This is a genomic window from Streptomyces sp. NBC_00539 (genome assembly GCF_036346105.1).
GTDB lineage: Bacteria > Actinomycetota > Actinomycetes > Streptomycetales > Streptomycetaceae > Streptomyces.
In genome coordinates this window covers 1,233,550-1,259,669 of the sequence record NZ_CP107811.1, presented here as the reverse complement: position 1 = coordinate 1,259,669, position 26,120 = coordinate 1,233,550, and the positions used below count along the sequence as shown (strand labels likewise).

At 74.0% G+C, this 26,120-nt stretch carries 29 protein-coding genes; 15 read left to right on the top strand and 14 right to left on the bottom strand.

All coding sequences use genetic code 11. The features are described 5' to 3' along the window. Positions 1 to 6: 6 nt before the first annotated feature. From OG861_RS05590 to OG861_RS05580, 3 genes are read left to right on the top strand one after another with little or no spacing between them, the layout of a single operon-like run. Positions 7 to 780, top strand: coding sequence for a hypothetical protein (locus OG861_RS05590; protein ID WP_329199910.1), 774 nt, complete (start codon positions 7 to 9; stop codon positions 778 to 780). 2 nt (positions 781 to 782) lie between these two features. Continuing rightward, positions 783 to 1,247, top strand: coding sequence for a phage holin family protein (locus OG861_RS05585; protein ID WP_329199912.1), 465 nt, complete (start codon positions 783 to 785; stop codon positions 1,245 to 1,247). Next, positions 1,223 to 1,954: a DUF3618 domain-containing protein gene (locus OG861_RS05580; RefSeq protein ID WP_330261377.1), complete on the top strand. Its 732-nt coding sequence runs from the start codon at positions 1,223 to 1,225 to the stop codon at positions 1,952 to 1,954. Before OG861_RS05585 ends, OG861_RS05580 begins: the two co-directional genes overlap by 25 nt. A 104-nt stretch (positions 1,955 to 2,058) precedes the next feature. On the opposite strand, the gene OG861_RS05575 is transcribed toward OG861_RS05580, so the two are convergent. Then, on the bottom strand, positions 2,059 to 2,886 hold the full coding sequence (locus OG861_RS05575) for a DUF1206 domain-containing protein (RefSeq protein ID WP_330261376.1): 828 nt from the start codon (positions 2,884 to 2,886) through the stop codon (positions 2,059 to 2,061). Positions 2,887 to 3,370: 484 nt separating this feature from the next. Between OG861_RS05575 and OG861_RS05570 the strand changes: the two genes are divergently transcribed. Beyond that, the gene (locus OG861_RS05570) at positions 3,371 to 4,114 is read left to right on the top strand and encodes a restriction endonuclease (protein WP_329199918.1); all 744 of its coding nucleotides are present in this window, start codon (positions 3,371 to 3,373) and stop codon (positions 4,112 to 4,114) included. 20 nt (positions 4,115 to 4,134) lie between these two features. Here OG861_RS05570 and OG861_RS05565 read toward each other — a convergent pair whose 3' ends face one another. The 6 genes from OG861_RS05565 to OG861_RS05540 all read right to left on the bottom strand — a co-directional run bounded on the left by OG861_RS05565 (position 4,135) and on the right by OG861_RS05540 (position 9,086). Continuing rightward, positions 4,135 to 5,220: a pentapeptide repeat-containing protein gene (locus OG861_RS05565; protein ID WP_330261375.1), complete on the bottom strand. Its 1,086-nt coding sequence runs from the start codon at positions 5,218 to 5,220 to the stop codon at positions 4,135 to 4,137. A gap of 180 nt (positions 5,221 to 5,400) precedes the next feature. Next, a complete protein-coding gene (locus OG861_RS05560) occupies positions 5,401 to 6,027 on the bottom strand; it encodes a DUF305 domain-containing protein (RefSeq protein WP_329199922.1) in 627 nt (208 codons plus the stop codon). 87 nt (positions 6,028 to 6,114) lie between these two features. Next, entirely contained in the window at positions 6,115 to 6,507 is a 393-nt protein-coding gene (locus tag OG861_RS05555) for a DUF6153 family protein (RefSeq protein ID WP_329199923.1), read from the bottom strand. 79 nt (positions 6,508 to 6,586) lie between these two features. Next, the gene (locus OG861_RS05550; RefSeq protein ID WP_329199925.1) at positions 6,587 to 7,258 is read right to left on the bottom strand and encodes a DUF6445 family protein; all 672 of its coding nucleotides are present in this window, start codon (positions 7,256 to 7,258) and stop codon (positions 6,587 to 6,589) included. Between the two features lie 47 nt (positions 7,259 to 7,305). Continuing rightward, entirely contained in the window at positions 7,306 to 8,403 is a 1,098-nt protein-coding gene (locus tag OG861_RS05545; RefSeq protein ID WP_330261374.1) for an NUDIX hydrolase, read from the bottom strand. A gap of 59 nt (positions 8,404 to 8,462) precedes the next feature. Then, positions 8,463 to 9,086 carry a LysE/ArgO family amino acid transporter gene (locus OG861_RS05540; RefSeq protein WP_329199928.1) on the bottom strand — a complete coding sequence of 208 codons (624 nt, stop codon included), beginning with the start codon at positions 9,084 to 9,086 and terminating at the stop codon, positions 8,463 to 8,465. A gap of 69 nt (positions 9,087 to 9,155) precedes the next feature. On the opposite strand from OG861_RS05540, the gene OG861_RS05535 reads away from it, so the two are divergent. The 3 genes from OG861_RS05535 (at position 9,156) to corA (ending at position 11,684) form a co-directional block, all read left to right on the top strand. Next, positions 9,156 to 10,076, top strand: a complete 921-nt coding sequence (locus OG861_RS05535) for a LysR family transcriptional regulator ArgP (protein ID WP_329199930.1) — start codon at positions 9,156 to 9,158, stop codon at positions 10,074 to 10,076. Between the two features lie 17 nt (positions 10,077 to 10,093). Beyond that, positions 10,094 to 10,486 carry a TOBE domain-containing protein gene (locus tag OG861_RS05530; protein WP_329199931.1) on the top strand — a complete coding sequence of 131 codons (393 nt, stop codon included), beginning with the start codon at positions 10,094 to 10,096 and terminating at the stop codon, positions 10,484 to 10,486. A gap of 115 nt (positions 10,487 to 10,601) precedes the next feature. Next, a complete protein-coding gene (corA, locus tag OG861_RS05525; protein ID WP_330261373.1) occupies positions 10,602 to 11,684 on the top strand; it encodes a magnesium/cobalt transporter CorA in 1,083 nt (360 codons plus the stop codon). A gap of 36 nt (positions 11,685 to 11,720) precedes the next feature. On the opposite strand, the gene OG861_RS05520 is transcribed toward corA, so the two are convergent. Beyond that, a complete protein-coding gene (locus tag OG861_RS05520; RefSeq protein WP_330261372.1) occupies positions 11,721 to 12,452 on the bottom strand; it encodes an anti-sigma factor in 732 nt (243 codons plus the stop codon). Next, positions 12,449 to 12,973, bottom strand: coding sequence for an ECF RNA polymerase sigma factor SigK (gene sigK, locus OG861_RS05515; RefSeq protein ID WP_443056798.1), 525 nt, complete (start codon positions 12,971 to 12,973; stop codon positions 12,449 to 12,451). The genes OG861_RS05520 and sigK overlap by 4 nt, the downstream gene beginning before the upstream one ends. A 291-nt stretch (positions 12,974 to 13,264) precedes the next feature. Between sigK and OG861_RS05510 the strand changes: the two genes are divergently transcribed. Continuing rightward, positions 13,265 to 14,110: a chitosanase gene (locus tag OG861_RS05510; protein WP_330261371.1), complete on the top strand. Its 846-nt coding sequence runs from the start codon at positions 13,265 to 13,267 to the stop codon at positions 14,108 to 14,110. On the opposite strand, the gene OG861_RS05505 is transcribed toward OG861_RS05510, so the two are convergent. Further along, complete coding sequence (locus OG861_RS05505) at positions 14,083 to 15,522, bottom strand: glycosyltransferase family 87 protein (protein WP_330261370.1); 1,440 nt, start codon at positions 15,520 to 15,522, stop codon at positions 14,083 to 14,085. The two genes, OG861_RS05510 and OG861_RS05505, sit on opposite strands and share 28 nt — an antisense overlap. 112 nt (positions 15,523 to 15,634) lie before the next feature. Here OG861_RS05505 and OG861_RS05500 point away from each other — a divergent pair, with 112 nt between their 5' ends. Genes OG861_RS05500 through OG861_RS05490 form a run of 3 tightly spaced genes read left to right on the top strand, consistent with a single transcriptional unit; the run spans position 15,635 to position 17,754 of the window. Then, positions 15,635 to 16,798 carry a molybdopterin-dependent oxidoreductase gene (locus OG861_RS05500; RefSeq protein ID WP_330261369.1) on the top strand — a complete coding sequence of 388 codons (1,164 nt, stop codon included), beginning with the start codon at positions 15,635 to 15,637 and terminating at the stop codon, positions 16,796 to 16,798. Next, the gene (locus OG861_RS05495) at positions 16,795 to 17,202 is read left to right on the top strand and encodes a hypothetical protein (protein ID WP_330261368.1); all 408 of its coding nucleotides are present in this window, start codon (positions 16,795 to 16,797) and stop codon (positions 17,200 to 17,202) included. Before OG861_RS05500 ends, OG861_RS05495 begins: the two co-directional genes overlap by 4 nt. Positions 17,203 to 17,244: 42 nt before the next feature. Then, on the top strand, positions 17,245 to 17,754 hold the full coding sequence (locus OG861_RS05490) for a GNAT family N-acetyltransferase (protein WP_329199947.1): 510 nt from the start codon (positions 17,245 to 17,247) through the stop codon (positions 17,752 to 17,754). Positions 17,755 to 17,775: 21 nt separating this feature from the next. On the opposite strand, the gene OG861_RS05485 is transcribed toward OG861_RS05490, so the two are convergent. Genes OG861_RS05485 through OG861_RS05475 form a run of 3 tightly spaced genes read right to left on the bottom strand, consistent with a single transcriptional unit; the run spans position 17,776 to position 19,765 of the window. After that, a complete protein-coding gene (locus tag OG861_RS05485) occupies positions 17,776 to 18,462 on the bottom strand; it encodes a class I SAM-dependent methyltransferase (protein WP_329199948.1) in 687 nt (228 codons plus the stop codon). After that, positions 18,459 to 19,076, bottom strand: a complete 618-nt coding sequence (locus OG861_RS05480; protein ID WP_329199949.1) for a TIGR04282 family arsenosugar biosynthesis glycosyltransferase — start codon at positions 19,074 to 19,076, stop codon at positions 18,459 to 18,461. The genes OG861_RS05485 and OG861_RS05480 overlap by 4 nt, the downstream gene beginning before the upstream one ends. Next, the gene (locus OG861_RS05475; protein WP_330261367.1) at positions 19,073 to 19,765 is read right to left on the bottom strand and encodes a glycosyltransferase family 2 protein; all 693 of its coding nucleotides are present in this window, start codon (positions 19,763 to 19,765) and stop codon (positions 19,073 to 19,075) included. Before OG861_RS05475 ends, OG861_RS05480 begins: the two co-directional genes overlap by 4 nt. 129 nt (positions 19,766 to 19,894) lie before the next feature. On the opposite strand from OG861_RS05475, the gene OG861_RS05470 reads away from it, so the two are divergent. Together OG861_RS05470 and OG861_RS05465 are read left to right on the top strand one after the other, a co-directional pair. Further along, positions 19,895 to 20,704, top strand: a complete 810-nt coding sequence (locus tag OG861_RS05470; protein ID WP_329199952.1) for a response regulator transcription factor — start codon at positions 19,895 to 19,897, stop codon at positions 20,702 to 20,704. Then, on the top strand, positions 20,701 to 21,810 hold the full coding sequence (locus tag OG861_RS05465) for a sensor histidine kinase (protein ID WP_330261366.1): 1,110 nt from the start codon (positions 20,701 to 20,703) through the stop codon (positions 21,808 to 21,810). Before OG861_RS05470 ends, OG861_RS05465 begins: the two co-directional genes overlap by 4 nt. Positions 21,811 to 21,866: 56 nt before the next feature. Here OG861_RS05465 and OG861_RS05460 read toward each other — a convergent pair whose 3' ends face one another. Next, positions 21,867 to 22,931, bottom strand: a complete 1,065-nt coding sequence (locus tag OG861_RS05460; RefSeq protein ID WP_329199955.1) for an NAD-dependent epimerase/dehydratase family protein — start codon at positions 22,929 to 22,931, stop codon at positions 21,867 to 21,869. A 251-nt stretch (positions 22,932 to 23,182) separates the two neighbouring features. Between OG861_RS05460 and OG861_RS05455 the strand changes: the two genes are divergently transcribed. Continuing rightward, positions 23,183 to 23,539 carry a DUF805 domain-containing protein gene (locus OG861_RS05455; RefSeq protein WP_329199957.1) on the top strand — a complete coding sequence of 119 codons (357 nt, stop codon included), beginning with the start codon at positions 23,183 to 23,185 and terminating at the stop codon, positions 23,537 to 23,539. 188 nt (positions 23,540 to 23,727) lie between these two features. After that, positions 23,728 to 25,950, top strand: coding sequence for an NADP-dependent isocitrate dehydrogenase (locus OG861_RS05450; protein ID WP_329199959.1), 2,223 nt, complete (start codon positions 23,728 to 23,730; stop codon positions 25,948 to 25,950). Positions 25,951 to 26,120: the final 170 nt, after the last annotated feature.

Genomic DNA, 26,120 nt, shown 5'->3' with positions numbered 1-26,120 from the left:
GGAGCCTTGACTGACATCCAGGACACGGGCCGCCGACCGCAGGGCGCGCCGGCGGCAGTAGCGCGAACGGCCCAGGACGCCTTGGGGAACAGCGCGGCGGTGGCCGGCGACAAGGCAGCCGACGTGGCCCAGACCGCAAAGGAGCAGGCGGCGGACGTCGTCGGCGAAGCCACGAGCCAGGCCAAGGACCTCATCGGCGAATTCAAGGGCCAACTCCAGGACCAGGCCGGGTCCCAGACCCGCCGGCTCGCCCAGAACGTGCGCCGGTTCGCGGACGAACTGCGCGAGATGAGCGGGAACGGCCCGGCCGGTTCACCCGCCGCCGGACTGGTCGGCCGCGTAGCGGAAGGCGGCCGCCAGGTCGCGGACCGCATGGAAGAGCGTGGTCCCGAGGGCCTGGTCACCGACCTCCAGGACTTCGCGCGCCGCCGTCCCGGCGTGTTCCTGGCCGGCGCCGCACTGGCCGGCTTCGCCGCCGCGCGCGTGGTGCACGGGCTCAACGCCGCGGCGCCTTCCGGCTCCGGTACCGGCACCCGGGCCGTCCCGGCCGCCGGACCCGACCGGGACGCCGCCGACTCGCCCCCCAACGCCGGCACGGGCACGACGCCGGCCCCGGAGCGAGGCGGGGACCGGGCCGTGTACGCCGATCCGCTCGACACCTACGGACAGTCGCAGCCCCCGCACGTGACCCCGGACCCGCAGGGCGCCCCCGCCCCGCCCGTCCACCCGCCGGGCTCCCTCCCGGGAACCGACGGTTCCGCTGCGACGGAAAGGGGCTGACCGTGGCCATCTCAGCCCGCGAACGGCCACCGGTCCCGTCGGCGCCACCCCGGTGGACCACGGCGGGCCGGCGCTCGACCGAGCCGCAGGCCGAACCGTCGATCGGCGACCTCGTCGGCGAGATCGGCACGGACCTGTCGCACCTGGTCCGCGACGAGCTCGAACTGGCGAAGGCCGAGATCAAGCAGGAGTCGGCGAAGGCCGGCAAGGCCGCCGGGATGCTGGGCGGCGCAGGCTACGCCGGCCACCTGGCCCTGCTGCTGGGCAGCCTGACGATCGTCTTCGCCCTGGCCCACGCCATGGACATCGCCTGGGCCGCGTTGATCGTCACAGCCGTCTGGGCGGTGGCCTGCGCGGTCCTCTACGTCAACGGACGCGCACAGCTGCGCACCGTCAACCTCAAACCGGAACAGACCGTGCAAACGGTGAAGGAGGACGTCCGATGGGCGCGACACCCGATCAGTTGAGAACCGATGTGGAGTACCGGCGCGCCCACCTGGCGCGCAACGTCGATCTCCTCGCAGACAAGATGGCCCCGCGCCGGATGGCGCAGCGGCGGGTCCGCTCGGTGCGACGGGGGCTGTCCGGTGCGAGGGAGCGCGTGATGGGCACGGCGTACGACACCGCGCAGGGCATCGCCGACAGCACGGGCCAGGCCGCGGAGAGCGTGGCGGACACCGCTCGCGAGGCGGTGGGCGGCGTGACCGAGACGCTCCAGCAGGCACCCGCCCAGGCCCGGCGGCAGACGCAGGGCAGCCCCCTCGCCGCAGGCCTCATCGCCTTCGGAGCAGGCCTGCTCGCAGGGGGCCTGCTGCCGACCACCCAGACCGAGGAGCGGGCGGGCCGGCAGTTGCGCGAGCACGGCCAGGAACTGCTGGAGCCCGTCAAGCAGACGGCCCTGGAAGCGGCCCAGGACGTCAGGGACGAGCTGCGCGGACCCGCCGCCGAGGCGGTCGAGTCCGTCAAGTCCGCCGCCCAGGACGCCGTTTCCACCACGCAGGAGCAAGCCGAGGACGCGGGACAGGAGACGGCCGAGGGGCTGCGCCGGGCCGGCCGGGAAGCGGTCGACCAGGCCAAGGAGGTCACGAGCGGTGGCACCGGCGGCTCGGCCGGGGCCACGGCCACCACCGACGAGGCCCGAGGCGCAGAAGGGAGCCCGGGCTACATGACGTGATGCCGTGATCGGACGCCGGGTACCCGGCGCCCGGACGAACGTCCGCGTCCCCCGGCCGAACCGGCCGGGGGACGCGGACGTGGCGGAGCAGCCCTTGCGGTCGGTCAGACCTCCCGCCAGCGGGCCATTGCCAAGGAGAAGATCCCGAACAGCACCAGCCCGACGGCCACCGCCACCAGCAGCCAGGGCCCGGCCGGGGTCTGCGTCAAGGTGCGCAGGGTGTCGTCCACGCCCTTCGCCTTCGCGGGGTCGTAGCGCACTGCGGCATGCACCGCGAAACCGCCCGCCGCGGCGAAGACCGTGCCGCGGGCCACGCCGCCGGCGACGCCGAGCAGCTCGACGGCCCGGCGCCACTGCGGGGAGAGGGCGCCCAGGTTCATGTGCTTGCGGAACTCGCGCCGGACGGCCCGTACGGCGATGACGACACCGCCGACGACCAGGGCCGCGCCGACCGCGCCGACCAGCCATTGGCCGCCGGGCCAGCCGAGGACCTTCGCCGTCACGTCCCGGGACTGCTCGTCGCTGGAGCGGGTTCCGCCCGAGCCGGCCGCGAAGGACAGGACGGAGTAGGCGGCGGCAGCGTAGAACACGGCCCGTGCCGCCGAGGCCAGCCGCTTCGTTCCCGCGTCGCCCTTGGGGCCGGCGGCGCCGAACACCGCCTCGGAGAGCCGCCACAGCAGCATGCAGACCAGGCCGATGCCGACGGCCCAGACGAGGAAGGGGCCCAGCGGCTTCCCGGCCAGCTCCTGCAACGCGCCCTGCCGGTCCGCCTCCCGGCCGCCACCGGTTCCGAGGCCGACGCGTACGGCCAGCAGGCCGGTCAGTACGTAGAGCACGCCCCGGGCCAAGAGCCCGCTGCGCGCCGCGAATTCGCGTGCGGTGCCGCCCCGGGAGACGGCGCGCACCCCTTCGTCCGCCACTGTGGCGCTCATCGGCCCGGACCTCGTCCCGCGGGGCGCCGGAACTTCACCTCTGTGTGCCACATCCCTCAACCTTCCCCGTGCGGTCGGTTCGTGCGTGCGTACGTGCGTGTGCGGGTTGGTGCGGGCAACGGAAACCGCCGTACCGGCCCTTCGGGCGGAGGGGTACGGCGGCGGATCGTGCCGGTATGGGTCGTGCCGATATGGGGGCCCGCACACGACACCCGGGGGGAGGGGGTGCCGCGCGCGGGCGCCGATCCCGATGGGCCGCCACACCGCTCGAAGCGCCGGCCCACCGACATCAAGGCGTATGGCCCCGATCGGCAGGCGTAAACGCCGCCCCGCGAAAATCTTCGTCCTGCCGCGTCCGCGGGTCCGGTCGGGTCCGGGAGAGGCCGGCCGGGGCCCGGGTCGCGGGTGTGCCCACCGCTTCAACGCCGTCCGCGCGGGGCAGACGGCAGCAACGATCTTGTACTTACAGGGGGGCGATTCACCGATGACCATGCCGACCGAGCGGATACCCGGGCCGACGCGCGCGGCGGCCGGGGGCAGACGCCGTTTCAGTCTGCGCGCGACCGCGTGGTGGTTCGCCGCCGTCGCGCTGCTGGTGTGCGGGGCCGGGTTCGCCGTACGGATACTGGCCGGGGCCGCCGCCGCGCACCCGGCCGCGGCCGCCCTCGTGGTGGCGGCCTGCGCCACGGCGGCGTGGAGCTTCGCCCGCGCCGGACGTCGGCTGCGCCTGCGGCGGACGGCGCGGCGTGCGGCCCGGGCGCTGGAGTGCGCGGCGGCGGAGATCGCCGCGACGGAGATCGCTACGGCGGAGCCGGAGCCCGTCGCACCCGAGACGGCCGCCGAATGGGTGGACTACGACGCGCTCGACGGCGACGCGTTCGAGGGGGCGGTCGCCGAGTTGTGCGAACGCGACGGCTGCCGGGACGTGCGGGTCGTCGGGGGCGCGGGGGACCTGGGCGCCGACATCGTCGCCCTCGCGCCCGACGGGCGGCGCGTCGTCATCCAGTGCAAGCGCTACTGCGCCACCAACAAGGTCGGCTCCCAGGACATGCAGCGTTTCGGCGGCACCTGTTACGCCGTCCACGGGGCGGACGTGGCGGCGGTCGTGACCACGAGCGACTTCACGACCCCGGCCGCCGAGTACGCCGAACAGTGCGGCATCCTCTGCTTCGACCGCCAGGCGCTCCACGCCTGGTCCGCCTCCACCGGCCCGGCCCCCTGGGGTTGAGGGCCGTCCCGTAATCCCGGCTAGGGCGCACCCTGTGTGCGCTCGTCCGTCTTTGCGCCTTCCAGGTTGGCCTCGTCCAATGCGGCGCCCCGCAAATCGGCACCGCGGAGATCGGCGCTGCGGAAGTCAACGCCTCGCAGATCGGCGTCACGTAAATCGGCGCCGGCGAGGTTGCTGCGAGTGAGGGTCGCTCGGGTCAGTTTGACCCGGATGAGGGTCTGGTGGCTCAGGTTCGCACCGGTCAGGTTTGCCTCCGAGAGATCGGCGTCACTGAGGTTGGTCTCCTCCGCAATGAATGCACCCGTCAGGTCGGTGGATCCAAGGTGGGCGTGACTGAGGTTGGATTTGTAGACCCGTACATTCACCAAACTCGCGCCGGTCAGGAATGCTTCACTCAGGTCGCAAGAGAACAGCCCGGTACCTTTCAAGTTCGCATCATCCAGGAACCCGTGACGGAAGTCGGCATTCGAGAATTGCGCGCCGCTCAGGTCGGAGCGGCTCAGGTTTACGGAGCGGAAATTGAGTCTCGTCAAGCCGTTGTCTTTGAAGAGCGGTACAGAAGTATCCAAGAAGCCTGCGAGGTCGATCTCCTTCAGATTGGGAACGAGCCGCTGTGGATTCATCGGGCGGTTGACCAGGACGGTGAGCGCTGCGTAGACGTCGTCGGTCGGGTGCGGTGACTGCGAGGGCTTCCCGGTGGGCCGTTTGGCTTTGTCGCGGACGTAACCGGACAGCACTGTGGTGACGGTGGGATCATCTCGTTGTGAGTCCTGCATGATGCGCCCGAGGGCGTAGATCCCGCCGATCCGGACGTGCATCGAGGTTGACCCCAAGTCAACGACCGCGGTATTGAACCGACTGGTGATCTGTCCTTCCTGAGAGACGCCCAGCTCCTTGCCGGCCTGTTCGACCTGCAGCCACGTGAACAAGGCCGCGGCCAGTGCCGCGAATCCCGGCAGCGTCGAGGCGACCATCACCCACTTCTGGGACCGACGCGGACCTGCTTCCTCGGCCGGGGCGGCCCCACGACGACCACGTGCCGGCTTTTTTGCCGCCCGCCGGCGTGAGATGACACGCAACCGTTCCAGACCGAACGTCCTGTGCATAGACCTATGGCATATCACAGACCTCATTCCCAGGTCGCGCCACGCTGTCACGACCGGCGTAACCTCACCGGATTCGGACGCACCCCCTCAGGGCTGCCCCTTGGGGCGGGTCCGGCCCGTCCGGCCGGCCCCGGTGGGGCGGCCGGACGGGGGAGCGGTCACAAAGGGGTCACAGAGGGGTCAGAGGCGGGCGAGGATCTTCTTCAGCTGCTCGACCTCCGCCGACTGGGCCTTGACCACCTCGTCGGCGAGCTTCTTCGCGGAGGGGTTCAGGCCGTCCTTCTGTTCGGCGCGGGCCATGGCGATCGCCCCGTCGTGGTGGGCGATCATCAGGCGGGCGAACTCCTTGTCGAAGTCTCCGCCCTTGGCGGCGTCGAGGTCCTTCATGTCCTGGTCGGACATCATCCCGGACATGCCGGATCCGTCGTGCGCGCCCGAGCCGTGGTTCATCCCCGGCATGGCGCTGCCCGATTCCGGCTGCCCCCAGGCGGTGAGCCACGACTTCATGGTCCGGATCTCGGGGTCCTGCGCCGTACGGATCGCGGCGGCGAGCGTCTTGACCTCGGAGTCCTGGGCCCGTCCGTCGGCCAGCGCGGCCATCTCCACGGCCTGCTGGTGGTGGGGGATCATCTGCTGTGCGAACGTGACGTCCGCCGCGCCGAACGCCGCCGCCCGGGAGGCGGTGGGGGCGCCGTGTTCCGTGCCGCTCGTCGCGGCTCCGCCGCCGTGTCCGCAGGCGGCGAGGAGCAGCCCGGCGGCGGTCGCGGTGGCGGTGAGGGAGATACGGCGGAGAGTGGTGCCGGTCATGGTGGAACCTCGTGGTGTCTGATCTGCCGGATGGTGGACGAACGGAGTCCCGCGGGCAGCGTGGAGCGGCCCGCGGCGGCGTTCGGCCTATATGCGCAGGATCGACAGGAGGGCGAGGTCGGGCGCCCGTGGCGGCGGTCGGGGGACCGGAAGGAGCGTCGCGCCCGTGCCCGGCCGCGCCGCCCGCCCCGTACCCCGGCGCAGGGCAGCGCCCAGCAGCACGAGGAGGACCGCGGCGCCCAGCACGGCCACGCAGAGGGAGGCCATGTCCATCCGCATGCCCGGAGCGTGCGGCGCCGCCTGGGCGCCGCCGCCGTGAGCGGCCGGCGCCATCGCGGCCGGCGTGTGTGCGGGGGGATGCGCGGACGGGCTGTCGGGGTGGCCGACCGTGTGCATCACGAAGACCCCGAGCGCGAGCACGACGACGAGCAGCAGGTGCGCCCAGGCACCCACCGCCCGCCCGCTGCGGCTCGCGTTCACACTCCCGACCTCCCGCGCCCGACGATACCGCCGCCGCGCGCGGCGGGGGGTCAGGGGATCCCCGTCGGGGCGTCCGGCGTCAGGCCATCCAGAAGAAGACGGCCGTCATGCGCTTCTCCTCCAGGGTGGTGCCGCAGTATCCGGTGGCCGTGTGGATCAGGTTGGCGGAGTAGAGCAGGAGGCGGTTGGCCTTGTGGGGTACGCGGACGTCCTCGACGAAGGAGTCGGGGGAGACGAAGCGGGTGCCGAGGGCGTCCACGAGGTTGTTGTGCGGCGCCGCCACCTGGTTGCCGCCGAGGCTGCCGCCGGCCAGCTGCTGGCGGTAGAAGCTCGTGCCGCAGTCCTTGGGGACCAGGGGGTTGAGGTAGAGCACGGCCGCGTAGCGGCACAGGGTGCGCGAGTCCGTGTGGGGGCGCGGCTCGCACTCGCCCGCGCCGACGACCTGGACGCAGTTGTGGTTGAACGTGCCGCCTCCGGAAGGCTGTTGCGCCCATATCCTCGGGGCGCCGGTCGCCTTGCGCACCAGGCGTTCGACGTGGGCCAGCTCCGCCGGTTCCAGCGCGGGCATGGTGCGCAGTCCCGGCCAGCTCTCCGGCTTGTGGGGGTAGCCCTCCGTCCAGTCGTCCCTGGCCAGGCAGCGCCGGCGGACGGCGTCCGGGTCCGGCAGCACGTCGTCGAGTATCCAGTAGTCGCGCCCGCGCGTCGGCTTGCGGTACGGGAGTACGGGAAGGGGTGGGGGTCGTAGAGGCATGGAGGGGAACGTAGTTGTCGCCCCGACGGGGCTCACCAGGGAAGGGGTCAACCTTCGGTCAAGGGTTCCTCATGGTCTCCTCGTACGTCTTCACGGGTCCTGACGTTCCCCTGGTAGGGACGCCCGGCGTGCAGTTCCAGGGGGCCGGTGCCCTCCGCCAGTGCCGTCAGGCAGGCCTCGATCTGCCGGCGCAGAAGGGGTTTGACGAGGCCGCGCAACTCGCGCCGGGCCGCCGTGCGCCAGTCCAGCAGCTCGCTCGCCGGCAGGCGGATCGCGTCGAGTTCGGCCGGCCCGAGCACACCTCCGTCGTAGAGGAACCGGATCCGGGCCGGACGCCCCTGCCGGTGTGCCCAGTTCACGGCGAGCAGGCGCCCGGGGGAGCGGTCCAGGCCCGTCTCCTCGCGCACCTCGCGGGCGGCGGCGGCCCGCGGGGTCTCCCCGAGGTCGCTGTCGACTCCGCCGCCCGGGAGGATCCAGCGGCCCGGCTTGCCGTAGGCCGGGCGCACCAGCAGGACCCGGCCGGCCCGGTCGGTGAACAGCACGCTCGCCGCGGTGACGGCCTTCGGGCGCGACGCGCGGTGACCGGCGGCGTCGAAGGCGCCCGCGTGCTCCAGTTCCACCCGGCGGGCGGGGTCGAGCCCGGCGGGCGAGCCGGGTTGGGCGACCCCGTCCGCCAAGTGCGCGAAGGAACCGGCGTGGAGGGCCGCCAGGGCGGCGCGCAGCCGGTGGGCGGCAGGGGCGGGAAGCCGTTCGCAGGCCTCCTCGGGCGTCAGCCAGTGCGCCCCGGCGACCGCACCGCCCGCGGAGGGGACCGTGGGGACCCGTTCGGGAGCGAGCGGCCCGACGAAGTGGACGTGTACGACGAGGGACGACCCCTGCGCGCCGGGCGGGCGGGCGTCGACGGCGAGCAGCCGGCCGGCCGGCACGGCCAGGCCGAGCTCCTCCCGCAACAGGCGCGCCAGACCTTGCTCGGGCGTCTCCGCGCCCGTCACCGCGCCGCCGGGCAGCGCGGGCTCGTGCGCGGTGGTCAGTACGAGGACCCGCCCGCGGGTGTCCATGACGACCCCGGTCGCGACGACGAGCGGGGCGGGCCGGGCGGCGGCGTCATAGGCGCGCGCCCCGCCGGCAGGAGGGCGGTCGGGCACTCGGTCTCCTCGATGCTGGGGGCGGCAACCATTGTGGTCGCCCCGCCGCCGCGGAGCGGTCAGGCGCGGGCCAGCAGCATGCCGCCCATCGTCACCATCGTCGCCGCGACGAGCCCGTCCAGGACCCTCCAGGCCGACGGGCGGGCCAGGAACCCGCTCAGCAGGCGGGCGCCGTACCCCAGGGTGGTGAACCACGTCAGGCTGGCCGCGGCGGCGCCGATGCCGAAGGCCCACCGGAGGTCGCCGCGGTCGGCGGCGAGGGATCCCAGCAGCAGGACGGTGTCCAGGTAGACGTGCGGGTTGAGCCAGGTCATGGCCAGGCAGGTCAGCACGGCCCGGCGGGCGGAACCGGCCGCGGCGCCGTCGGTGCTGAGGGCGGCGCCCGGGACGGGCCGCAGCACCCGGCGGGCCGCGAGGACCCCGTAGCAGATCAGGAAGCCGCCGCCGGCGAGGCCGACGACCGTCAGCGCGGCCGGCCAGGCGGTGACGAAGGCGCCGACGCCCGCGACGCCGAGGACGATGAGGACCAGGTCGGACACGGCGCAGATGGCGACGACCGGAAGGACGGCGTGCCGGCGCGCCCCCTGGCGCAGGACGAACGCGTTCTGCGCGCCGATGGCGACGATGAGGGAAAGGCCGGTGCCGAAGCCCGCCAGGGCCGCTGTGGTGATGCCGTGTGTCATGCGTCCGACCGTAGGCGGCGACGTCTGTGCAGTACAGCTAAAGATTTTTACGTAGCATTAGCACTCGTGATGGACGAGCTACCTCTCGAACAGGTACGGACCCTGCTGGCGGTCGTGGACGAGGGCACCTTCGACGCGGCGGCGGCCGCCCTGCACGTGACGCCCTCCGCGGTGAGCCAGCGCGTCAAGGCGCTGGAGCAGCGCACGGGCCGGGTACTGCTGATGCGGACCAAGCCCGTACGGGCCACGGAGTCCGGGCAGGTGGTGGTCCGCTTCGCCCGGCAGCTGGCCCGGCTGGAGCGCGACGCCCGGGCCGAGCTCGGCATGGGCATGGCGGACGGACGGGGCCCGGTGCGGCTGCCGGTGGCGGTCAACGCGGACTCGCTGGCCACCTGGTTCCTGCCGGCCCTGACGCGGGTGCCGCAGGACCCGCCGGTCTGCTTCGAGCTGCACCGCGAGGACGAGGCGCACACGACGGCGCTGCTGCGGGAAGGGCAGGTGATGGCCGCGGTGACCTCCTCGCCGGACCCGGTGGCGGGCTGCACGGTACGGGCGCTGGGCCTCGCGCGGTACCTGCCCGTGGCGAGCCCCGCCTTCCTGGCCCGGTACCTGGCCGGCCCACGGTCCCTGGCCGACCGGCTGCGCGGGGCGCCGGCCATCGTGTTCGACCGCCGGGACGAGCTGCAGGACAGGTTCGTACGGTCGCTCGCCGGCGCGGACGCGGAGCCCCCTGCCGGTGCCGTGCGGCACCACGTGCCGACCTCGGAGGGCTTCCGCGACGCGGTGGCCGCGGGACTCGGCTGGGGGATGGTGCCGCAGCCGCAGGCCGAACCCCTGCTGGCGACCGGGGAACTGGTGCTGCTGACCCCCCGACGGCCGCTGGACGTGCCGCTGTACTGGCAGCAGTGGAAGCTGGACTCGCCCGCCCTGGCGGCCGTCGCGGCGGTGATCGTCCGGGCGGCGGAGGAGGCGCTCCTGCCCGCGACGTGACGCCCTAGGGTGTGTCCATGGACTCCTACACGATCGGCCAGGCGGCCCGGCTGCTCGGTGTGAGCGTCGACACGGCGCGCCGCTGGGCGGACGCCGAACGGTTCCCGACCCGGCGCGACGGGCTGCGGCGGATGGTCGACGGCCCCGACCTGGCGGCCTTCTGCGTGGAGCTGGCGAAGGAGGGGGCGGAGGAGGAAGGGGCCCCGTACACCTCGGCGCGCAACGCCTTCCCGGGGATCGTCACCGCCGTGAAGCTCGGCACGGTGGACGCGCAGGTCGAGATCCAGGCCGGGCCGCACCGCGTGGTGTCCCTGCTGACGCGGGAGGCCGTGGAGGAGCTCGGCCTGGAGGTCGGGGCGCGGGCGGTCGCCCGCGTCAAGTCGACCAGCGTCTTCGTCGACCGGGCCTGACGCGGCCGGGAGCCGCAGGCGCGGGCGCGGCCCCTCGTGGTGTGCGCCGAGGAGCGCGCGGGGCGGCGGTGGCAGACTGGCCGCTGATCCGCCGAAGGGAAGTACCCCGTTGTCCATGTTCAGCAGCCTGCGCCAGGTCGTGCGCCGCGGCTACCGCCGGGCCGTCGACCTCAGCCACCCGGCCCGTTCCCCGCTCGGCAGCGCGGTCGTCAACTGCGTGGTCTACCGCGACGGCGTCCGGCAGGACGGGTGCGCCGACGCGGAGGAGGCGCTGCGCCGGGTCCGCAAGAGCGGCGACGCCTTCGTCTGGATCGGCCTGCACGAGCCGTCCCAGGAGGAACTCGCGGGCCTGGCGGAGCTGTTCGGGCTGCACCCCCTCGCGGTCGAGGACGCCGTCAACGCGCACCAGCGGCCCAAGGTGGAGCGCTACGACGACACCCTCTTCGCCGTGTTCAAAACGGTCCGCTACGTCGAGCACGAGGAGCTGACCGCGACCAGCGAGGTCGTCGAGACCGGTGAGCTGATGGCCTTCACCGGCCAGGACTTCGTCATCACCATCCGGCACGGCGGGCAGGGCACCCTCGGGCCCGTCCGCGAGGCCCTCGAAGCCGCACCGGAGCAGCTCGCGAAGGGGCCGGCCGCCGTCCTGCACGCGATAGCCGACCACGTGGTGGACGACTACGTGGCCGTCACGGACGCCGTGCAGAGCGACATGGACGCCGTCGAGACCGCCGTCTTCAGCGAGAACGGCGCCCGCGGCGACGCGGGCCGGATCTACCAGCTCAAGCGCGAACTGCTCGAACTGCGCCGGGCGGTGGCGCCACTGGGCCGGCCGCTCCAGCTCCTCGCCACCCAGCCGATACCGGTCATCCCGCCCGAGATCCGCGCCTACTTCCGCGACGTGGCCGACCACCTGACCCGCGCCACCGAGCAGATCACCTCCTACGACTCCCTGCTCGACTCGATCCTCCAGGCCCACCTCGCGCAGGTGACCGTCGCCCAGAACGAGGACATGCGCAAGATCACGGCCTGGGCGGCGATCGTCGCCGTACCCACCATGGTCTGCGGCGTCTACGGCATGAACTTCGACCACATGCCCGAGCTGCACTGGACGTACGGCTATCCGGCCGTCCTCGTCGTCATGGCCCTGGCCTGCTACGTCATCCACCGCGGCTTCCGGCGCAACGGCTGGCTCTGAGCCGCGCCCCGGCGGCCGGGGCGGCCGGGGCGCCGGTCACCGGCCCGGGCCGGCGGCCAGGCCCAGCAGCACCAGCGGCTGTGACGTCGGCCGCGCCGATCCGCCCGCCGGCTCCAGAGTGAGGCCGACCGCCGTGGCACGGCCCACCGGGCCGCTCATGAGGGTGCCGCCGTCGCCCGCGACGAGACCGGCCGGACGCATCACCCCGCCGTCCGCGAACCACAGCTGGTACGTCTTGCCCGCCGGCGCGGCCGGCAGTCCGGAGCCCAGGAACGCCGCCCGGTCCCGGGCCGCGCTGACGACCACGGCCGCCCTCGCGCCGGACACCGACCGGCCGGTCACCGTACGGGCGTCGGGGGCCGTCAGCACCCCGGTCAGCTCCCGCAGGTCGTGCACCGCGCGGGCCGCCTCCCGGGCCTGCTCCCGCTGCCACAGCGCCGTGCCGCCCAGCGCCAGCGCCCCGGCCAGGCACGCCGCGAGGGCCAGCGGGAGCGCGCGTCTGCGCAGGGCCACGATGCCCCGCCGGACCGGGGGCTGCTGGCGCACCGTGTCGATGCGGGCCAGCACCTCGGCGCGCAGCGCGGGCGGCGGCGCCAGGGCGACCGCCGAGCCCAGCCGGGCCGCCGTGGCGCTGAACTCCCGTACCTCCTGCGCGCACAGCGGACAGGAGGGCAGGTGGCGCGCGAACGCCTCCCGTTCCGCGGGTTCCAGCGCGTCCAGGGCGTAGGCGCCGGACAGCGCGTGCAACTGGTCGGCGCCGCCGCTCATACGGTGACCCCCATGCAGTCGCGCAACCGGATGAGCCCGTCGCGCAGTCGGGTCTTGACCGTGGGGAGCGGGGTGCTCAGGGACTCGGCGACCTCGCGGTAGGTGAGCCCGCCGTAGTAGGCCAGATGGACGGCCTGCCGCTGCAGTTCGGTGAGCCCGCGCACGCAGCGGCGCACCTGTTCGCTCTCCAGCCGGATCTCCACCCGCTCGCTCACCTCGTCGTAGGCGCGCGTGTGCTCCCGCGCGGCGTTGTCCTGCTCGCGGGCCGTCGCGGCCTGCGCCGAGCGGACCCGGTCCACCGCCCGGCGGTGGGCGATGGTCATCACCCAGGTCATCACGCTGCCCTTGTCGGGGCGGTAGCGCGGCGCCTGGCGCCAGACCTCGATCAGCACCTCCTGGGTGACCTCCTCGGACTGCGCGCGGTCGCGCAGGACTCTGACGACGATCCCGTGGACGGGTCCCGCGATCACTTCGTACAGCTCGGCGAAGGCGTCCTGGTCGCCGCGGGCGATCCGCCCCATCAGGGCGGGGAGGTCCGGGCCGGAGCGTTCCGTGGGTGCGCCGAAGGTCACCGGTTGCTGCCGCACGCGGACCTCCTTGGGTGGCCGGGGAGGCCGTTTCGCGTACGGGTCATGGCGGGTCGTCCTTCCGGAGGGGGCGCGGTGCCCGGGTCGTCGCCAAGCATTCGGAACCGAAGGCGCCTGCGGATTGGATTGCTCCGGAAATGACAACGGGGGTTTCCGGCGCCCCCGTTGTCTGGTAGGAAAGTTTCCTAACGGAATCGGAAGCCTCAACCCCCGCATGGAGGCCTTGTGTTCACCCCCCACCGCAAGAGCAGGACCGTCGCCGTCGGAGCCCTCCTGGGCGCCGCCCTGATCGCCGTCCCCGTCGCCGCGCACGCCACCGCGGCCCCCACCGCACCGGCGGCCGCGGCAACCGCCGCCAAGGCGACGGGACTCGACGACCCGGCGAAGAAGGACATCGCCATGCAGATCGTCTCCAGCGCCGAGAACTCCTCGCTGGACTGGAAGGCGCAGTACAAGTACATAGAGGACATAGGCGACGGACGCGGCTACACGGCCGGCATCATCGGCTTCTGCTCGGGCACCGGCGACATGCTCGACCTCGTCGAGTACTACACGCAGGTCAAGCCCGGCAACGTCCTCGCCAAGTACCTCCCGGCCCTGCGCAAGGTGGACGGCACCGACTCGCACAAGGGCCTGGACCCGAACTTCACCAAGGACTGGGCGAAGGCCGCCCAGGACGGCGAGTTCAAGAAGGCCCAGGACCACGAGCGCGACCGCGTGTACTTCGACCCCGCCGTCAAGCAGGGCAAGTCCGACGGGGTCGGCACGCTCGGCCAGTTCATGTACTACGACGCCATCGTCATGCACGGCGACGGCACCGACTCCACCAGCTTCCGCAACATCCGGGGGCGCGCCCTGGGCAAGGCCAAGCCCCCGGCCCAGGGCGGCAACGAGACCACCTGGCTGAACGCCTTCCTCGACGCCCGGGTCTGGGCGATGAAGCAGGAGGAGGCGCACAGCGACACCAGTCGCGTCGACACCGCCCAGCGGGTCTTCCTCAAGAAGGGCAACCTCAGCCTCGACACCCCGCTCGACTGGAAGGTCTACGGGGACTCCTTCCACATCGGCTGAGCCGTGCGCGGCGACCCGGACCGGACGCCCCTCCCGGCCCGGGCCGCCCACCCCGCCAGCACCACCGCGGCCGCCAGCCCGTAGACCACCTGCACCGTCGCACCGCCCAGCAGGCGCGGGGCGACGTACGCCACGGCGCCCGCCACCGCGACCCCCAGCCACTCCGCGCGACCGTCCAGCGCCACCAGCGCGACCAGCAGCAGCGCGTACCAGGAGTACCCCGGGGTCGTCAGCAGGAACGCGGTACCGGTCACCGTCAGCGCCCCGCTCCACGGCCGCAGCGGATCACCGCGCCACCAGACGTACGCCACCACCGCCACCATCCCCACCACCACGGCCGGCACCGCCCAGGACACCGGGAGCACCAGCCGCAGCAGCGAGTACCGGCCGCCCGCGCCCGGGTCCTGGTACCCCTCCTCCTCGGCATAGCCGCCGAGGTACCCGAAGACGGACGAGCGGGACACGAGGACGTACGGCAGGTAGGCCACCCCCACCGCCGCGGCCGCCGGGAGCAGCAGGGCGGCCGCGTCCCGCCACCGCCGTACGCCCGCCAGCGCTCCCGGCAGCAGTACGGCGGGCAGCAGCTTCGCGGCGACCGCCAGCCCGAACAGCACCCCGCCCGCCGCCCGGCGGCGCACCACCACCCCCAGCGCGGCCACCGACAGCAGCACCGCCAGAGCGTCCACGTGCGCGTCGTTCACCGCCTCCACCGCGACCGCCGGGCACCACGCCCAGTACGCCGCCGCACGGGGATCCGCGCCCGCGCGCCGCCGGACCAGCAGCAGGACCCCCGTGACGCCGAGCGCCGTCAGCGCGCCACCGGCCTGGAGCGCCTTGTGGCGCACCCCGGGCGGCGACAGGACGTGCACGAGGGCGAAATACCCCTCCGCGACGGGCGGGTAGATGGTGTGCACGGCCGGCCGGTTGATGCGGGTGCACACCCCCGGCTCGACGGCGGCCCGGTCCGGCCCGGCGCAGGCCGCCCGGCCGTGCGGGAAGAGCCAGCCGTCGCGCAGCCCCCGCAGGGCCGGATCCGCGGGGGCGTGGTCGTACGGGGAGATCCCGGCGGCCTGGACCCGGCCGTCCCAGGCGTACCGGAAGGAATCGGTACTGGTCAGCGGAGGCCCGGCCAGCCCCACTGCCGCCACGGCCAGCGCACCCGCCAGCACCAGCGGGACGACACGCCGCTGCGGGACGCGGCGCAGCGACCACACGGCCGCGGCGAACAGCGCCCAGGCGGCGGCGTACCACCACAGGAGTCCCGCCGGGTCGGCGTAGTGGCCCGCGTCGCGGACGGCGGGCACGAGGACGGCGGTCAGGGCGGCGAGCAGCAGCGCGGTGACGGCGGTCCAAGTGCCGTGGCGGGCGCCGCCATGGGCGCGGTCACGGGGGCGGTCAGGGGGCTCGTTCATTGCGCCAGCCTCCCAGCGGGGGCCCGCGCCCGGCACGTGACCTGCCCGACGTCCGCGTTCCGTAAGGTGTCCATCGGCCCGCGCGGGTCCCCGCGGCGGTGTGATGGAGGGCATGACTTCCCCTGCCCCGCGCAGCCGCCCGCGGCCCCGGCCCGGCCGGCTGCCCTCCTTCTCCGGCCGGCTGCACGACGCCCGTACCGCCACCGCCGTCGGGCGGTGGCTCGGCGCGGCCTTCGCCGTCTGTTTCGTCACCGGACTGATCAGCCACTACCTCCAGCACCCGCCGTCCTGGGCGGCGGACGCGCTGCCCGCCCGGCCGGTCTGGGGCTACCGGCTCAGCCAGGGCCTGCACGTCGCGACCGGGCTCGCGGCGCTCGTGTTGCTGCCGGCCAAGCTGTGGACGGTGTACCCGGCCCTGTTCGTCTGGCCGCCGGTGCGCGGGGTGCGGCACGCGCTGGAGCGGCTGTCGGTCGCCGTGCTGGTGGCGTCGGCGGTCCTGGAGGTGTTCAGCGGACTGCTCAACATCGTCGAGTGGTACCCGTGGCCCTTCGGGTTCATCCAGACGCACTTCGCGCTGGCCTGGGTCGCGGCCGGCTCGATCCTGCTCCACATCGCCGTCAAGGCCCCCGACATCACGGCGCATTGGGGCCGCCGCTCACCCGGGACGCTCGCCCTCCCGGCGCAGGACGGCCCGGACCGGCGCGCGCTGCTCCTCGGCGTCGGCGCCGCCGTCGGTGTCGTCACGCTCACCACCGCCGGGCAGGCCTTCACCCCGCTCGCACGGCTGGACCTGCTCGCGCCCAGGCACCCCGGCGCCGGGCCGATGGGACTGCCGGTGAACAGGACGGCCGCGGCCGCCGGGATCACCGCCGGGGCACTGGAGGACTGGCGGCTGGAGGTGATCGGCCCGGATCCGTTCCGCCTGACGCTCGATCAGCTACGGACACTGCCCCGGGCGTCCGCCCGGCTGCCCCTCGCCTGTGTGGAGGGCTGGAGCGTGGACGCCCTGTGGAGCGGGGTGCGGATCAGGGACCTGCTCGCCAGGGCCGGCGCCCCACCCGGCGCCGGGCTGCGCGTCACCTCGCTGGAGACGTCCGGCGCCTACCGGGTGATGGAGATGGGCCGCGACTACGCCGAGGACCCGCTGACCCTGCTCGCGCTGGAACTCGGCGGACAGGTGCTCTCCCCGGACCACGGCTACCCGGCGCGGATCATCGCCCCCAACCGGCCGGGAGTGCTCCAGACCAAGTGGGTCACCCGCCTGGAGGTGCTGTGAAGACCTACCGCCGCACCCTGGGTTTCCTCGGGCTGCTGCTGATCGCCGTCGGGGCCCGGCTGGTGGCCGTACTGCCCGACCCGCTGGACGTACTCGTCTGGCTGGGCGGGGCGCTCGTCCTGCACGACGCGGTCATCGCCCCGCTGGTGCTGGGCGCCGGCCTGCTGACGGCGGCGCTGCCCGCGCGCGGGCTGCTGCGCGGGGCGCTGGTGACCGCAGGGGCGGTGCTGCTGGTCACCCTGCCGCTGCTGGTGCGGCCGGGCGGCGCGCCCAACCCGTCGGCGCTGCCGCTCCCGTACGGGAGGAACCTGCTGCTGGTCCTGGGGGCGGTGGCCGTGGCGGCCGGGATCCTCGCGGCGGTCTCGGCGGTGCGCTCGCGCCTCCGAGACCGCCGCGAGGCGTGACGGGCTCCGGCCGTACGCACGTACGCACGTATGCTCCGGGCCATGGTGGTACTGGAGCGGCTGAGGGCCGACCACGCGGACGCCCTGTTCGCCTTCGAGCGGGCCAACAGGGCCTACTTCGCCCGCACCGTGCCGGACCGGGGAGACGCGTACTTCGCCGGTTTCGCCGACCGCCACCGTGCCCTGCTCGCCGAACAGGAGGCGGGGGCCTGCCACTTCCACGTCGTGATCGACGCCGAGGGGGAGCTGGTCGGACGGATCAACCTCGTGGACGTCCTGGACGGGAGCGCCGAACTCGGCTACCGGATCGGCGAGGCCGCGGCCGGCCGCGGACTGGCGACGGCGGCGGTCGGCGCGGTCCGACGACTGGCCGCCGGCCCGTACGGGCTCCGCACACTCACCGCGCTCACCACCCTCGACAACCCGGCCTCCATGACCGTCCTCACCCGCAACGGCTTCACCGCCACCGGAGACACCCGCGTCGACGGCCGCCCGGCCATCCGCTACGCCCACCGGCTGCCGCGGCCGTCACCGGGCACCGCAACGGCCTGACCGGGCACCGGAGCGAGCGGGTCAGAAGCGGACCGGCCGACGCGGCGGGCGGGTACGGGTCAGTTCCACGAACACCCGGTCCCGGGCCGCCCAGTGGTGGGCCGGGGTCCAGCCGGAGGCCCGCGCGTGGGCGGCCAGCGCCGCCGTGCCGACGCGGGCCCAGGAGAACGGGGAGCCGAGGCCGCCCCGGCCGTCCGCGACGCGGACCTCGCAGCGCTCGTCCACCTCCACCTCCGCGCACTCGACGACCAGCGTCCCCGCCCCGGCCAGTACCTCGGCCATCCGCCGCAGCAGCGCCGCCGGGTCGCCGCCGATGCCGATGTTCCCGTCGATCAGCAGCGCCGTGTCCCAACGCCCCTCGCCGGGAAGGGGGTCGAAGACCGACCGGTGCAGTGCCGTGCCGCCCGAGCGGGCCGTACGGGCCACCGCCTCCGGGCTGACGTCGATCCCCAGCGCGCGGTGCCCCCGGGCGGCCAGCGCCGACACCAGCCGGCCCGGACCGCAGCCGATGTCCAGGACCGCCCCCCGGCAGCGGTCGAGCACCGTCCGGTCCGCCCCGTCGGGCTCCTCGCACCAGCGCTCCACGTCCAGCGGCAACAGCCAGCCGTCCCCGCGCCGCAGGAACAGCGGCCCGCGACCGCTGCGCAGTGCGACGGTGTACGGGTCCGCGGTCCAGGCCGCGGCCGCGACCACCCCCCGCGCGCTCATCGGCGGACCGCCGGGACGAGCCGCGCCAGGCGGGCGGCGAACGCACCCGCCGGGGCGTCGGCCGCCACCAGCCGGGCGTCCTCGGCGCTGTCCACGTCCCGCAGCACCGGCAGCCGCCCGATCCGCAGCCCGGCCGCTCGCAGCCGCTCGTACTGGACGGCGCCCGTCACCGGTACGGACATCGGCACGCCCCGCAGCAACCGGGGATCGGGCACGGCCAGACCGAGCGCCCAGAACCCCCCGTCCACGGCCGGCCCGAACCACGCGTCGTACTGCGACCAGTCGACCGTCAGCAGCTGGGGCGTGACCTGCGGGGTGTCCATCCCGATCAGCAGGGCCGGCCCCGTGCACCCCGCGAAGGCGGCCGCGAGCCGCTCGTCCAGGCCCCCGGCCGCCTGCGGCACCACCTCGAACCCGGGCGGCAGCCACGGACCGGGCCGCCCCTCCAGTACCAGCACCCGTCGCTCGGCGGGGGTCCGGGCCACCGCCTCCAGGGTGTCCGCCAGCGCGGCCTCCGCCAGCTCGGCCGCCCCGGCGGCGGTGAACGGCGGCGTCAGCCGGGTCTTGACCCGGCCCGGCAGCGGCTCCTTCGCGATCACCATCAGCGTGCTCACCGCGCACCCCCGGCCACCGGACGGCCGGCGGCGGGCTCCGTCAGCACCCGGCTCATGTCCCGCACCGCGTGCCAGGTGCCCCGCCAGGTGCCGGTCACCTTCGACTTCCCGGACCGCGGCAGGTACGGCACGTCCACCTCCCGGACCCGCCACCCCGCGTCGGCCGCCCGTACCACCATCTCCAGCGGGTACCCCGAGCGCCGGTCGGTCAGGTCGAGCCCCAGCAGGCCGGTCCGCCGCGCCGCGCGCATCGGGCCCAGGTCTCGCAGTTCCAGCCCGGTCCGGCGGCGCAGCATCCGGGCCAGCGCCAGGTTCCCGGCCCGGGCGTGCGCGGGCCAGGCGCCCCGGCCCTGCGGACGGCGCCGGCCCAGCACCAGATCGGCCTCGCCGGCCGCCACCGCCGCCACGAACCCGGTCAGCAGCCCCGGGTCCAGGGAGGCGTCGCAGTCGCAGAAGCAGACGACTTCCGCCTCGGCGGCGAGCAGCCCGGCGTGGCAGGCGGCGCCGAACCCGCGCCGTTCCTCGCGCACCACGGTGGCGCCGAGCCCGCGGGCGATCCCGGCGGAGCCGTCGGTGGAGCCGTTGTCCACGACCAGGGCCCGCCAGCCGGCGGGGATGCGGTCCAGCACCCAGGGCAGGGCCTCGGCCTCGTTCAGACAGGGGAGTACGACGTCTACGGTCGCGGTCATGGTCACGGGTCCACCGTAGGAAGCCGGGGGCCCGGATCGGGCCCGCCACTCCTTACGGAACGCGGACGTCTCCCCGGCCGGGCCGGGGCGCGGCCCCGGGCCGGGGCGCCGGATGGGAGGCTGGACGGCATGAGCATGGAAGCACCCCCCGCCCGGGTCCTCGTCGTGGACGACGACCCGACCGTCTCCGAGGTCGTCGCCCAGTACCTCAGGCGCGCCGGGTTCACCGTCGAGGAGGCCGGTGACGGGCCGTCCGCCCTGGACCGCGCCGGGCGGGTCCGCCCCGATCTGGTGGTCCTGGACCTGATGCTGCCGGGGCTGGACGGGCTGGAGGTGTGCCGCAGGCTGCGCGAGACCGGTCCCGTACCGGTGATCATGCTGACGGCCCGGGGCGACGAGGACGACCGGATCGCGGGCCTGGAGGTGGGCGCGGACGACTACGTGACCAAGCCGTTCAGCCCGCGCGAGCTGGTGCTGCGCGTGACGTCCGTCCTGCGGCGCAGCAGGGCCGCCGCCGGACCCGTCGGCGCACCGGGGACCCTCGCGGGCGCCGGGATCACGCTCGACCCCGCGACCCACCGCGCCACCAAGGGCGGACGTGAACTCACCCTGACCCTGCGGGAGTTCGACCTGCTCGCGCACTTCCTGCGGCACCCCGGGCGGGCGCACGGCAGGGAGGAGCTGATGCGCGAGGTGTGGGGCTGGGACTTCGGGGACCTGTCGACGGTGACCGTGCACGTACGGAGGCTGCGCGCCAAGGTCGAGACCGACCCGGGCCGGCCGCGGCTGATCCAGACGGTGTGGGGCGTCGGCTACCGCTTCGACCCCACCGGCGCCACGGAGCTGCCCGACCCCGGTGACCCCCCGGGCGCCGCCGACCCCACGGCCCCCGGCGGGGCCGCCGACGCGCAGTCCGCCGCGACGGGTCGGACGGCATGACCGACACCCTGCTCATCGCGCTGTTCGCCCTCGGCGGGGCCGCCTGCGCCGGGGTGCTCGGCGCGGGCGCCCTGCGCCTGGTGCGGCACCGCTCGGTCGCCGTCTCGCTCACGGTCGTCGCCGCCGTCACCGTCACCGCGATGCTGGCCGGCACCCTCGCCGTCGCCCAGGCCATGTTCCTGTCCCCGCACGACCTCGGCGTGGTCACCCTCGTCGCGGCGATGGCGGCGGTGGTCTCCCTGGGGACCGCGCTCCTGCTGGGGCGGTGGGTGGTCGCCCGCAGCAGGGAACTGTCCCGCGCGGCACGCGACTTCGGTGACGGCGGCAGCTTCGCGGCCCCGCCCGGCCAGACCACCGCCGAACTGGACGCGCTGTCGCGCGAGCTGGCGGCCACCAGCGCCAAGCTGGCCGCCTCCCGGGAGCGGGAGCGGGCCCTGGAGACCTCGCGGCGCGAGCTGGTGGCCTGGATCTCGCACGACCTGCGGACCCCGCTGGCGGGACTGCGGGCCATGTCGGAGGCGCTGGAGGACGGCATGGCCGCCGACCCGGCCCGCTACCACCGGCAGATCCGCACCGAGGTCGAGCGGCTCAACTCGATGGTCGGTGACCTGTTCGAACTGTCCCGGATCCACGCGGGCGCGCTCTGCCTGACCCCGAGCCGGATGTCGGTGTACGACCTGGTCGGGGACGCGCTGTCGGGAGTGGACCCGCTCGCGCGCGCACACGGGGTCCGGCTGGTCGGGGACACCGTCGAGCGGGTGCCGGTGGAGGTCGACGGCAAGGAGATGACCCGGGTCCTGGCGAACCTGCTGGTCAACGCGATCCGCCACACCCCGGCCGACGGGACCGTCGCCATCGCCGCCCAGCGGCAGGCCGGGGCGGTCGTCCTGTCCGTCACCGACGGCTGCGGCGGCATCGCGGCCGATGACCTGCCCCGGGTCTTCGACACCGGCTGGCGCGGCACGACCGCCCGTACCCCCCCGGCCGGGGCGGGCCTCGGCCTCGCCATCGTCCGTGGCATCGTCGAGGCCCACGCCGGGCGCGCCACGGTCCACAACGTCCCGGGCGGCTGTCGCTTCGAGGTGACGCTGCCGCTCACGGCGTGAGGTCCCCCGCCCGGGACGGCACACCCATACCGCCATACCGCCACACGGCTACACGGCTACACGGCGACGGCGCGCTGCGCCGCGTGGGCGAACTCCGTCATGCCCTTCGCGAAGGACACCTCCGGGCGCCAGCCCAGCTCCGCGCGGAGCCGGCGGGAGTCGGCCGTGATGTGCCGGACGTCGCCCAGGCGGTACTCACCCGTCACGACCGGGTCCGGGCCGCCGTGGGCGGCCGCGAGGGCCGAGGCCATCTCCCCGACGGTGTGCGGTTCACCGCTGCCCGTGTTGTAGGGGGTGCAGGCGCCCTGCGGGAGGGCGCCCGGGGACTCCAGCGCCTCCAGGGCCGCCACGTTGGCCGCGGCGACGTCCCCGACGTGGACGAAGTCGCGCCGCTGCGCCCCGTCCTCGAAGACCCGTGGCGCCTCGCCCCTGGCCAGCGCGGAGCGGAAGAACGAGGCCACCCCCGCGTACGGGGTGTCGCGCGGCATCCCCGGCCCGTACACATTGTGGTAGCGCAGCGACACCGCCCGGCCGTCCACGCAGCGCGCCCAGGCGGCGGCCAGGTGCTCCTGGGCCAGCTTCGTGGTCGCGTAGACGTTCCGCGGGTCGGCGGGCGCGTCCTCGGACACCAGGCCCGGGGCCAGATCCGCACCGCAAGAGGGGCAGCGCGGCTCGAAACGGCCCTCGGTCAGGTCCGCCACCCGGCGCGGCCCGGGCCGGACGGCCCCGTGGCGGGGGCACTCGTAGCGGCCCTCCCCGTAGACGACCATCGAGCCCGCGAGGACGAGTCGGGGGACACCACTTTCGGCCATCGCCGCGAGCAGGACCGCCGTACCCAGGTCGTTGGCCCCGACGTAGGCGGGCGCGTCGGCGAAGTCCTTGCCGAGCCCGACCATGGCGGCCTGGTGGCAGACCGCGTCCACCCCGCGCAGCGCCGCCAGCACCGCATCGCGGTCCCGCACGTCCGCCCGTACGAAATCCGGGCCCGGGGCCTCCAGCGGGACGGGGTGGGCGGCCGGCAGCAGGGAGTCCAGGACCACGGGGTGGTGCCCGCGCCGGCGCAGGGCAGTGACGATGTGCGAGCCGATGAACCCGGCTCCTCCGGTGACGAGTACGCGCATGCACCGGACGCTACGGAGTCCGCCGCGCCGCCGGTGTCCGCCGCGCGCCGCCGTAAGGGTTCCGTCACTTCTCGCGCGCCGCCCGGCCGACCGCGGCCCGTGTCACGGAAGCGTCAACTCCCCGTCACCGTAAGGGAACCGGGGCATCTTCCGGCTCGCGGACGGCTTGAGAGCGCCGTAAGGAGGGCATAAATCCGGCCTGTGGTCGCTCCTGCGGGAGGAGTGGCCGAATCCGCTCCTTGGGGGGACCCGTGCACTACTACACGGACGTACTCAAGCGCTATGCCGACTTCGACGGGAGGGCCCGCCGGCAGGAGTACTGGATGTTCGTCCTGTGGAACATCCCGGTCGTCGTCGTCCTGATGGTCATCGACTTCGCGCTGGACAGCTACCCGGTCATCACCTGGATCTACACCCTCGCCGTCTTCCTGCCCAGCCTGGGCGTCTCCGTCCGCCGGCTGCACGACACCGGCAAGTCCGGCTGGTGGTACCTCATCAGCCTGGTCCCCTTCATCGGCGGGATCTGGATGCTCATCCTCATGGCCACCGAAGGCCACCGGGGCGCGAACGAGTACGGGCAGGACCCCAAGCAGGTCATAGCCGCCTGACCCGCACCGCTCACTCCCGGCGCCGCCTCCGGTCGCAACCGAACCGGAGGCGGCGCTTTCGCGTGCCTGGTGACATGTCTCTCGCGACCTCGCGGCCGGGGGGCTGTCCAGACCGGCCCGATCACGAGATATCTTGATGTCGAGCAATGTTGCAGACGAGAGACGCAGACTGTGGAGCGGAGCATCCGGTGACTGACTCGACCATCATCTACACGCACACTGACGAGGCCCCGGCCCTCGCGACGTATTCCTTCCTGCCTGTGGTCCAGGCGTACGCGTCGACGGCCGGTGTGAATGTCGAGACCCGTGACATCTCCCTGGCCGGTCGGATCATCGCCAGCTTCCCCGAGCACCTGGAAGAGGGCCAGCGGATCGCCGACGCCCTCGCCGAGCTCGGCGAGCTGGCGAAGACGCCCGAGGCGAACATCATCAAGCTGCCCAACATCTCGGCCTCGATCCCGCAGCTCAAGGCCGCGGTCGCCGAGCTCCAGGGCCAGGGCTACGCGCTCCCGGACTACCCGGACGACCCGAAGACCGACGAGGAGCGCGAGATCCGCGCCCGCTACGACAAGGTCAAGGGCAGCGCCGTCAACCCGGTCCTGCGCGAGGGCAACTCCGACCGCCGCGCCCCCGCCTCGGTCAAGAACTACGCCAAGGCCCACCCGCACCGCATGGGCGCCTGGAGCGCCGAGTCGAAGACGAACGTCGCCACCATGGGCGAGAACGACTTCCGCTCCACCGAGAAGTCCACCGTGATCTCCGAGGCCGGCACGCTCCGCATCGAGCACGTCGCCGCCGACGGCACCACCACCGTGCTGCGCGAGTCCGTACCGGTCCTGGCCGGTGAGGTCGTGGACGCGTCCGTCATGCACGTCGACGCGCTGCGCACCTTCCTCAACGACCAGATCGAGCGTGCCAAGGCCGAGGACGTCCTGTTCTCCGTGCACCTCAAGGCCACGATGATGAAGGTCTCCGACCCGATCGTCTTCGGCCACGTGGTCCGCGCCTTCTTCCCGAAGACCTTCGCCCGCTACGGCGACGTCCTCGTCGCCGCCGGTCTGTCCCCGAACGACGGCCTCGGCGCGATCCTCAAGGGCCTCGACGGCGTCCCGCACCTCGGCGACGAGATCAAGGCCTCCTTCGAGGCCGAGCTCGCCCACGGCCCGGCCCTCGCCATGGTCGACTCCGACAAGGGCATCACCAACCTGCACGTCCCGTCCGACGTCATCGTCGACGCCTCCATGCCGGCCATGATCCGCACCTCCGGCCACATGTGGGGCCCGGACGGCCAGGAGGCCGACACCCTCGCCGTCCTCCCGGACAGCAGCTACGCCGGTGTCTACCAGGCCGTCATCGACGACTGCCGCGCGCACGGCGCCTTCGACCCCTCCACCATGGGCTCGGTGCCGAACGTCGGTCTCATGGCGCAGAAGGCCGAGGAGTACGGCAGCCACGACAAGACCTTCGAGATCGCCGACGCCGGCACCGTCCGCGTCGTCGACGCCGCGGGCAACACGGTCCTGGAGCAGGAGGTCGCCGCCGGCGACATCTTCCGCGCCTGCCAGACCAAGGACGCGCCGATCCAGGACTGGGTCAAGCTCGCCGTCACCCGCGCCCGCGCCACCGGCGTCCCGGCCGTCTTCTGGCTGGACGAGGGCCGCGCGCACGACGCGCAGCTGATCGCCAAGGTGAAGACCTACCTCGCCGAGCACGACACCGAGGGCCTCACCATCAAGATCCTCCCCCCGGTCGAGGCCACCGCCTACTCCCTGGAGCGGATCCGCCGCGGCGAGGACACCATCTCGGTGACCGGCAACGTGCTGCGCGACTACCTGACCGACCTCTTCCCGATCCTGGAGCTGGGCACCAGCGCCAAGATGCTGTCGGTCGTCCCGCTGATGAACGGCGGCGGCCTGTTCGAGACGGGCGCCGGCGGCTCCGCCCCCAAGCACGTGCAGCAGCTCGTCAAGGAGAACTACCTGCGCTGGGACTCGCTCGGCGAGTTCCTCGCGCTGGCCGTCTCCTTCGAGCACCTGGCGACCAGCACCGGCAACGCCCGCGCCCAGGTGCTGGCCGACACCCTGGACCGCGCGACCGGCACCTTCCTCAACGAGGACAAGTCGCCGAGCCGCAAGCTGGGTGGCATCGACAACCGCGGCAGCCACTTCTACCTCGCGCTGTACTGGGCGCAGGAGCTGTCGCGCCAGACCGCCGACCCGAAGCTGGCCGCGGCGTTCGACCCGCTCGCCAAGACGCTGGCCGAGTCCGAGGAGAAGATCGTCGGCGAGCTCATCGCCGTCCAGGGCTCCCCGGCCGAGATCGGCGGCTACTACCAGCCCGACCCGGCCAAGGCCGCCGCGGTGATGCGCCCGTCCGTCACCTTCAACCAGGCGATCGCGACCCTGGGCTGACAGCCCCCGCGTCCTGCGTGTTCCGCCCCGGCCGGCCAAGCGCCCGGCCGGGGCGGCCCCGTTCCCGGCCTCGTTCCCGGACCCCTTCCCGGGCCCGTCCGCGCGGCCCGTCTGCCGCCCGTCGCACCGCGGGCGGGGGCCTGCGGTCGGCGTAGGGGCCCTCGCCCCCC

Bases quoted from the DNA above. Each gene is read 5' to 3' on its own strand.
- OG861_RS05580 (WP_330261377.1), top strand. From the start codon at position 1,223: ATGGGCGCGACACCCGATCAGTTGAGAACCGATGTGGAGTACCGGCGC.
- OG861_RS05575 (WP_330261376.1), bottom strand. From the start codon at position 2,886: ATGAGCGCCACAGTGGCGGACGAAGGGGTGCGCGCCGTCTCCCGGGGC.
- OG861_RS05570 (WP_329199918.1), top strand. From the start codon at position 3,371: ATGACCATGCCGACCGAGCGGATACCCGGGCCGACGCGCGCGGCGGCC.
- OG861_RS05565 (WP_330261375.1), bottom strand. From the start codon at position 5,220: ATGCACAGGACGTTCGGTCTGGAACGGTTGCGTGTCATCTCACGCCGG.
- OG861_RS05560 (WP_329199922.1), bottom strand. From the start codon at position 6,027: ATGACCGGCACCACTCTCCGCCGTATCTCCCTCACCGCCACCGCGACC.
- OG861_RS05550 (WP_329199925.1), bottom strand. From the start codon at position 7,258: ATGCCTCTACGACCCCCACCCCTTCCCGTACTCCCGTACCGCAAGCCG.
- OG861_RS05540 (WP_329199928.1), bottom strand. From the start codon at position 9,086: ATGACACACGGCATCACCACAGCGGCCCTGGCGGGCTTCGGCACCGGC.
- OG861_RS05535 (WP_329199930.1), top strand. From the start codon at position 9,156: ATGGACGAGCTACCTCTCGAACAGGTACGGACCCTGCTGGCGGTCGTG.
- OG861_RS05530 (WP_329199931.1), top strand. From the start codon at position 10,094: ATGGACTCCTACACGATCGGCCAGGCGGCCCGGCTGCTCGGTGTGAGC.
- corA (WP_330261373.1), top strand. From the start codon at position 10,602: ATGTTCAGCAGCCTGCGCCAGGTCGTGCGCCGCGGCTACCGCCGGGCC.
- OG861_RS05520 (WP_330261372.1), bottom strand. From the start codon at position 12,452: ATGAGCGGCGGCGCCGACCAGTTGCACGCGCTGTCCGGCGCCTACGCC.
- sigK (WP_443056798.1), bottom strand. From the start codon at position 12,973: ATGGGGCGGATCGCCCGCGGCGACCAGGACGCCTTCGCCGAGCTGTAC.
- OG861_RS05505 (WP_330261370.1), bottom strand. From the start codon at position 15,522: ATGAACGAGCCCCCTGACCGCCCCCGTGACCGCGCCCATGGCGGCGCC.
- OG861_RS05500 (WP_330261369.1), top strand. From the start codon at position 15,635: ATGACTTCCCCTGCCCCGCGCAGCCGCCCGCGGCCCCGGCCCGGCCGG.
- OG861_RS05490 (WP_329199947.1), top strand. From the start codon at position 17,245: ATGGTGGTACTGGAGCGGCTGAGGGCCGACCACGCGGACGCCCTGTTC.
- OG861_RS05485 (WP_329199948.1), bottom strand. From the start codon at position 18,462: ATGAGCGCGCGGGGGGTGGTCGCGGCCGCGGCCTGGACCGCGGACCCG.
- OG861_RS05475 (WP_330261367.1), bottom strand. From the start codon at position 19,765: ATGACCGCGACCGTAGACGTCGTACTCCCCTGTCTGAACGAGGCCGAG.
- OG861_RS05470 (WP_329199952.1), top strand. From the start codon at position 19,895: ATGAGCATGGAAGCACCCCCCGCCCGGGTCCTCGTCGTGGACGACGAC.
- OG861_RS05465 (WP_330261366.1), top strand. From the start codon at position 20,701: ATGACCGACACCCTGCTCATCGCGCTGTTCGCCCTCGGCGGGGCCGCC.
- OG861_RS05460 (WP_329199955.1), bottom strand. From the start codon at position 22,931: ATGCGCGTACTCGTCACCGGAGGAGCCGGGTTCATCGGCTCGCACATC.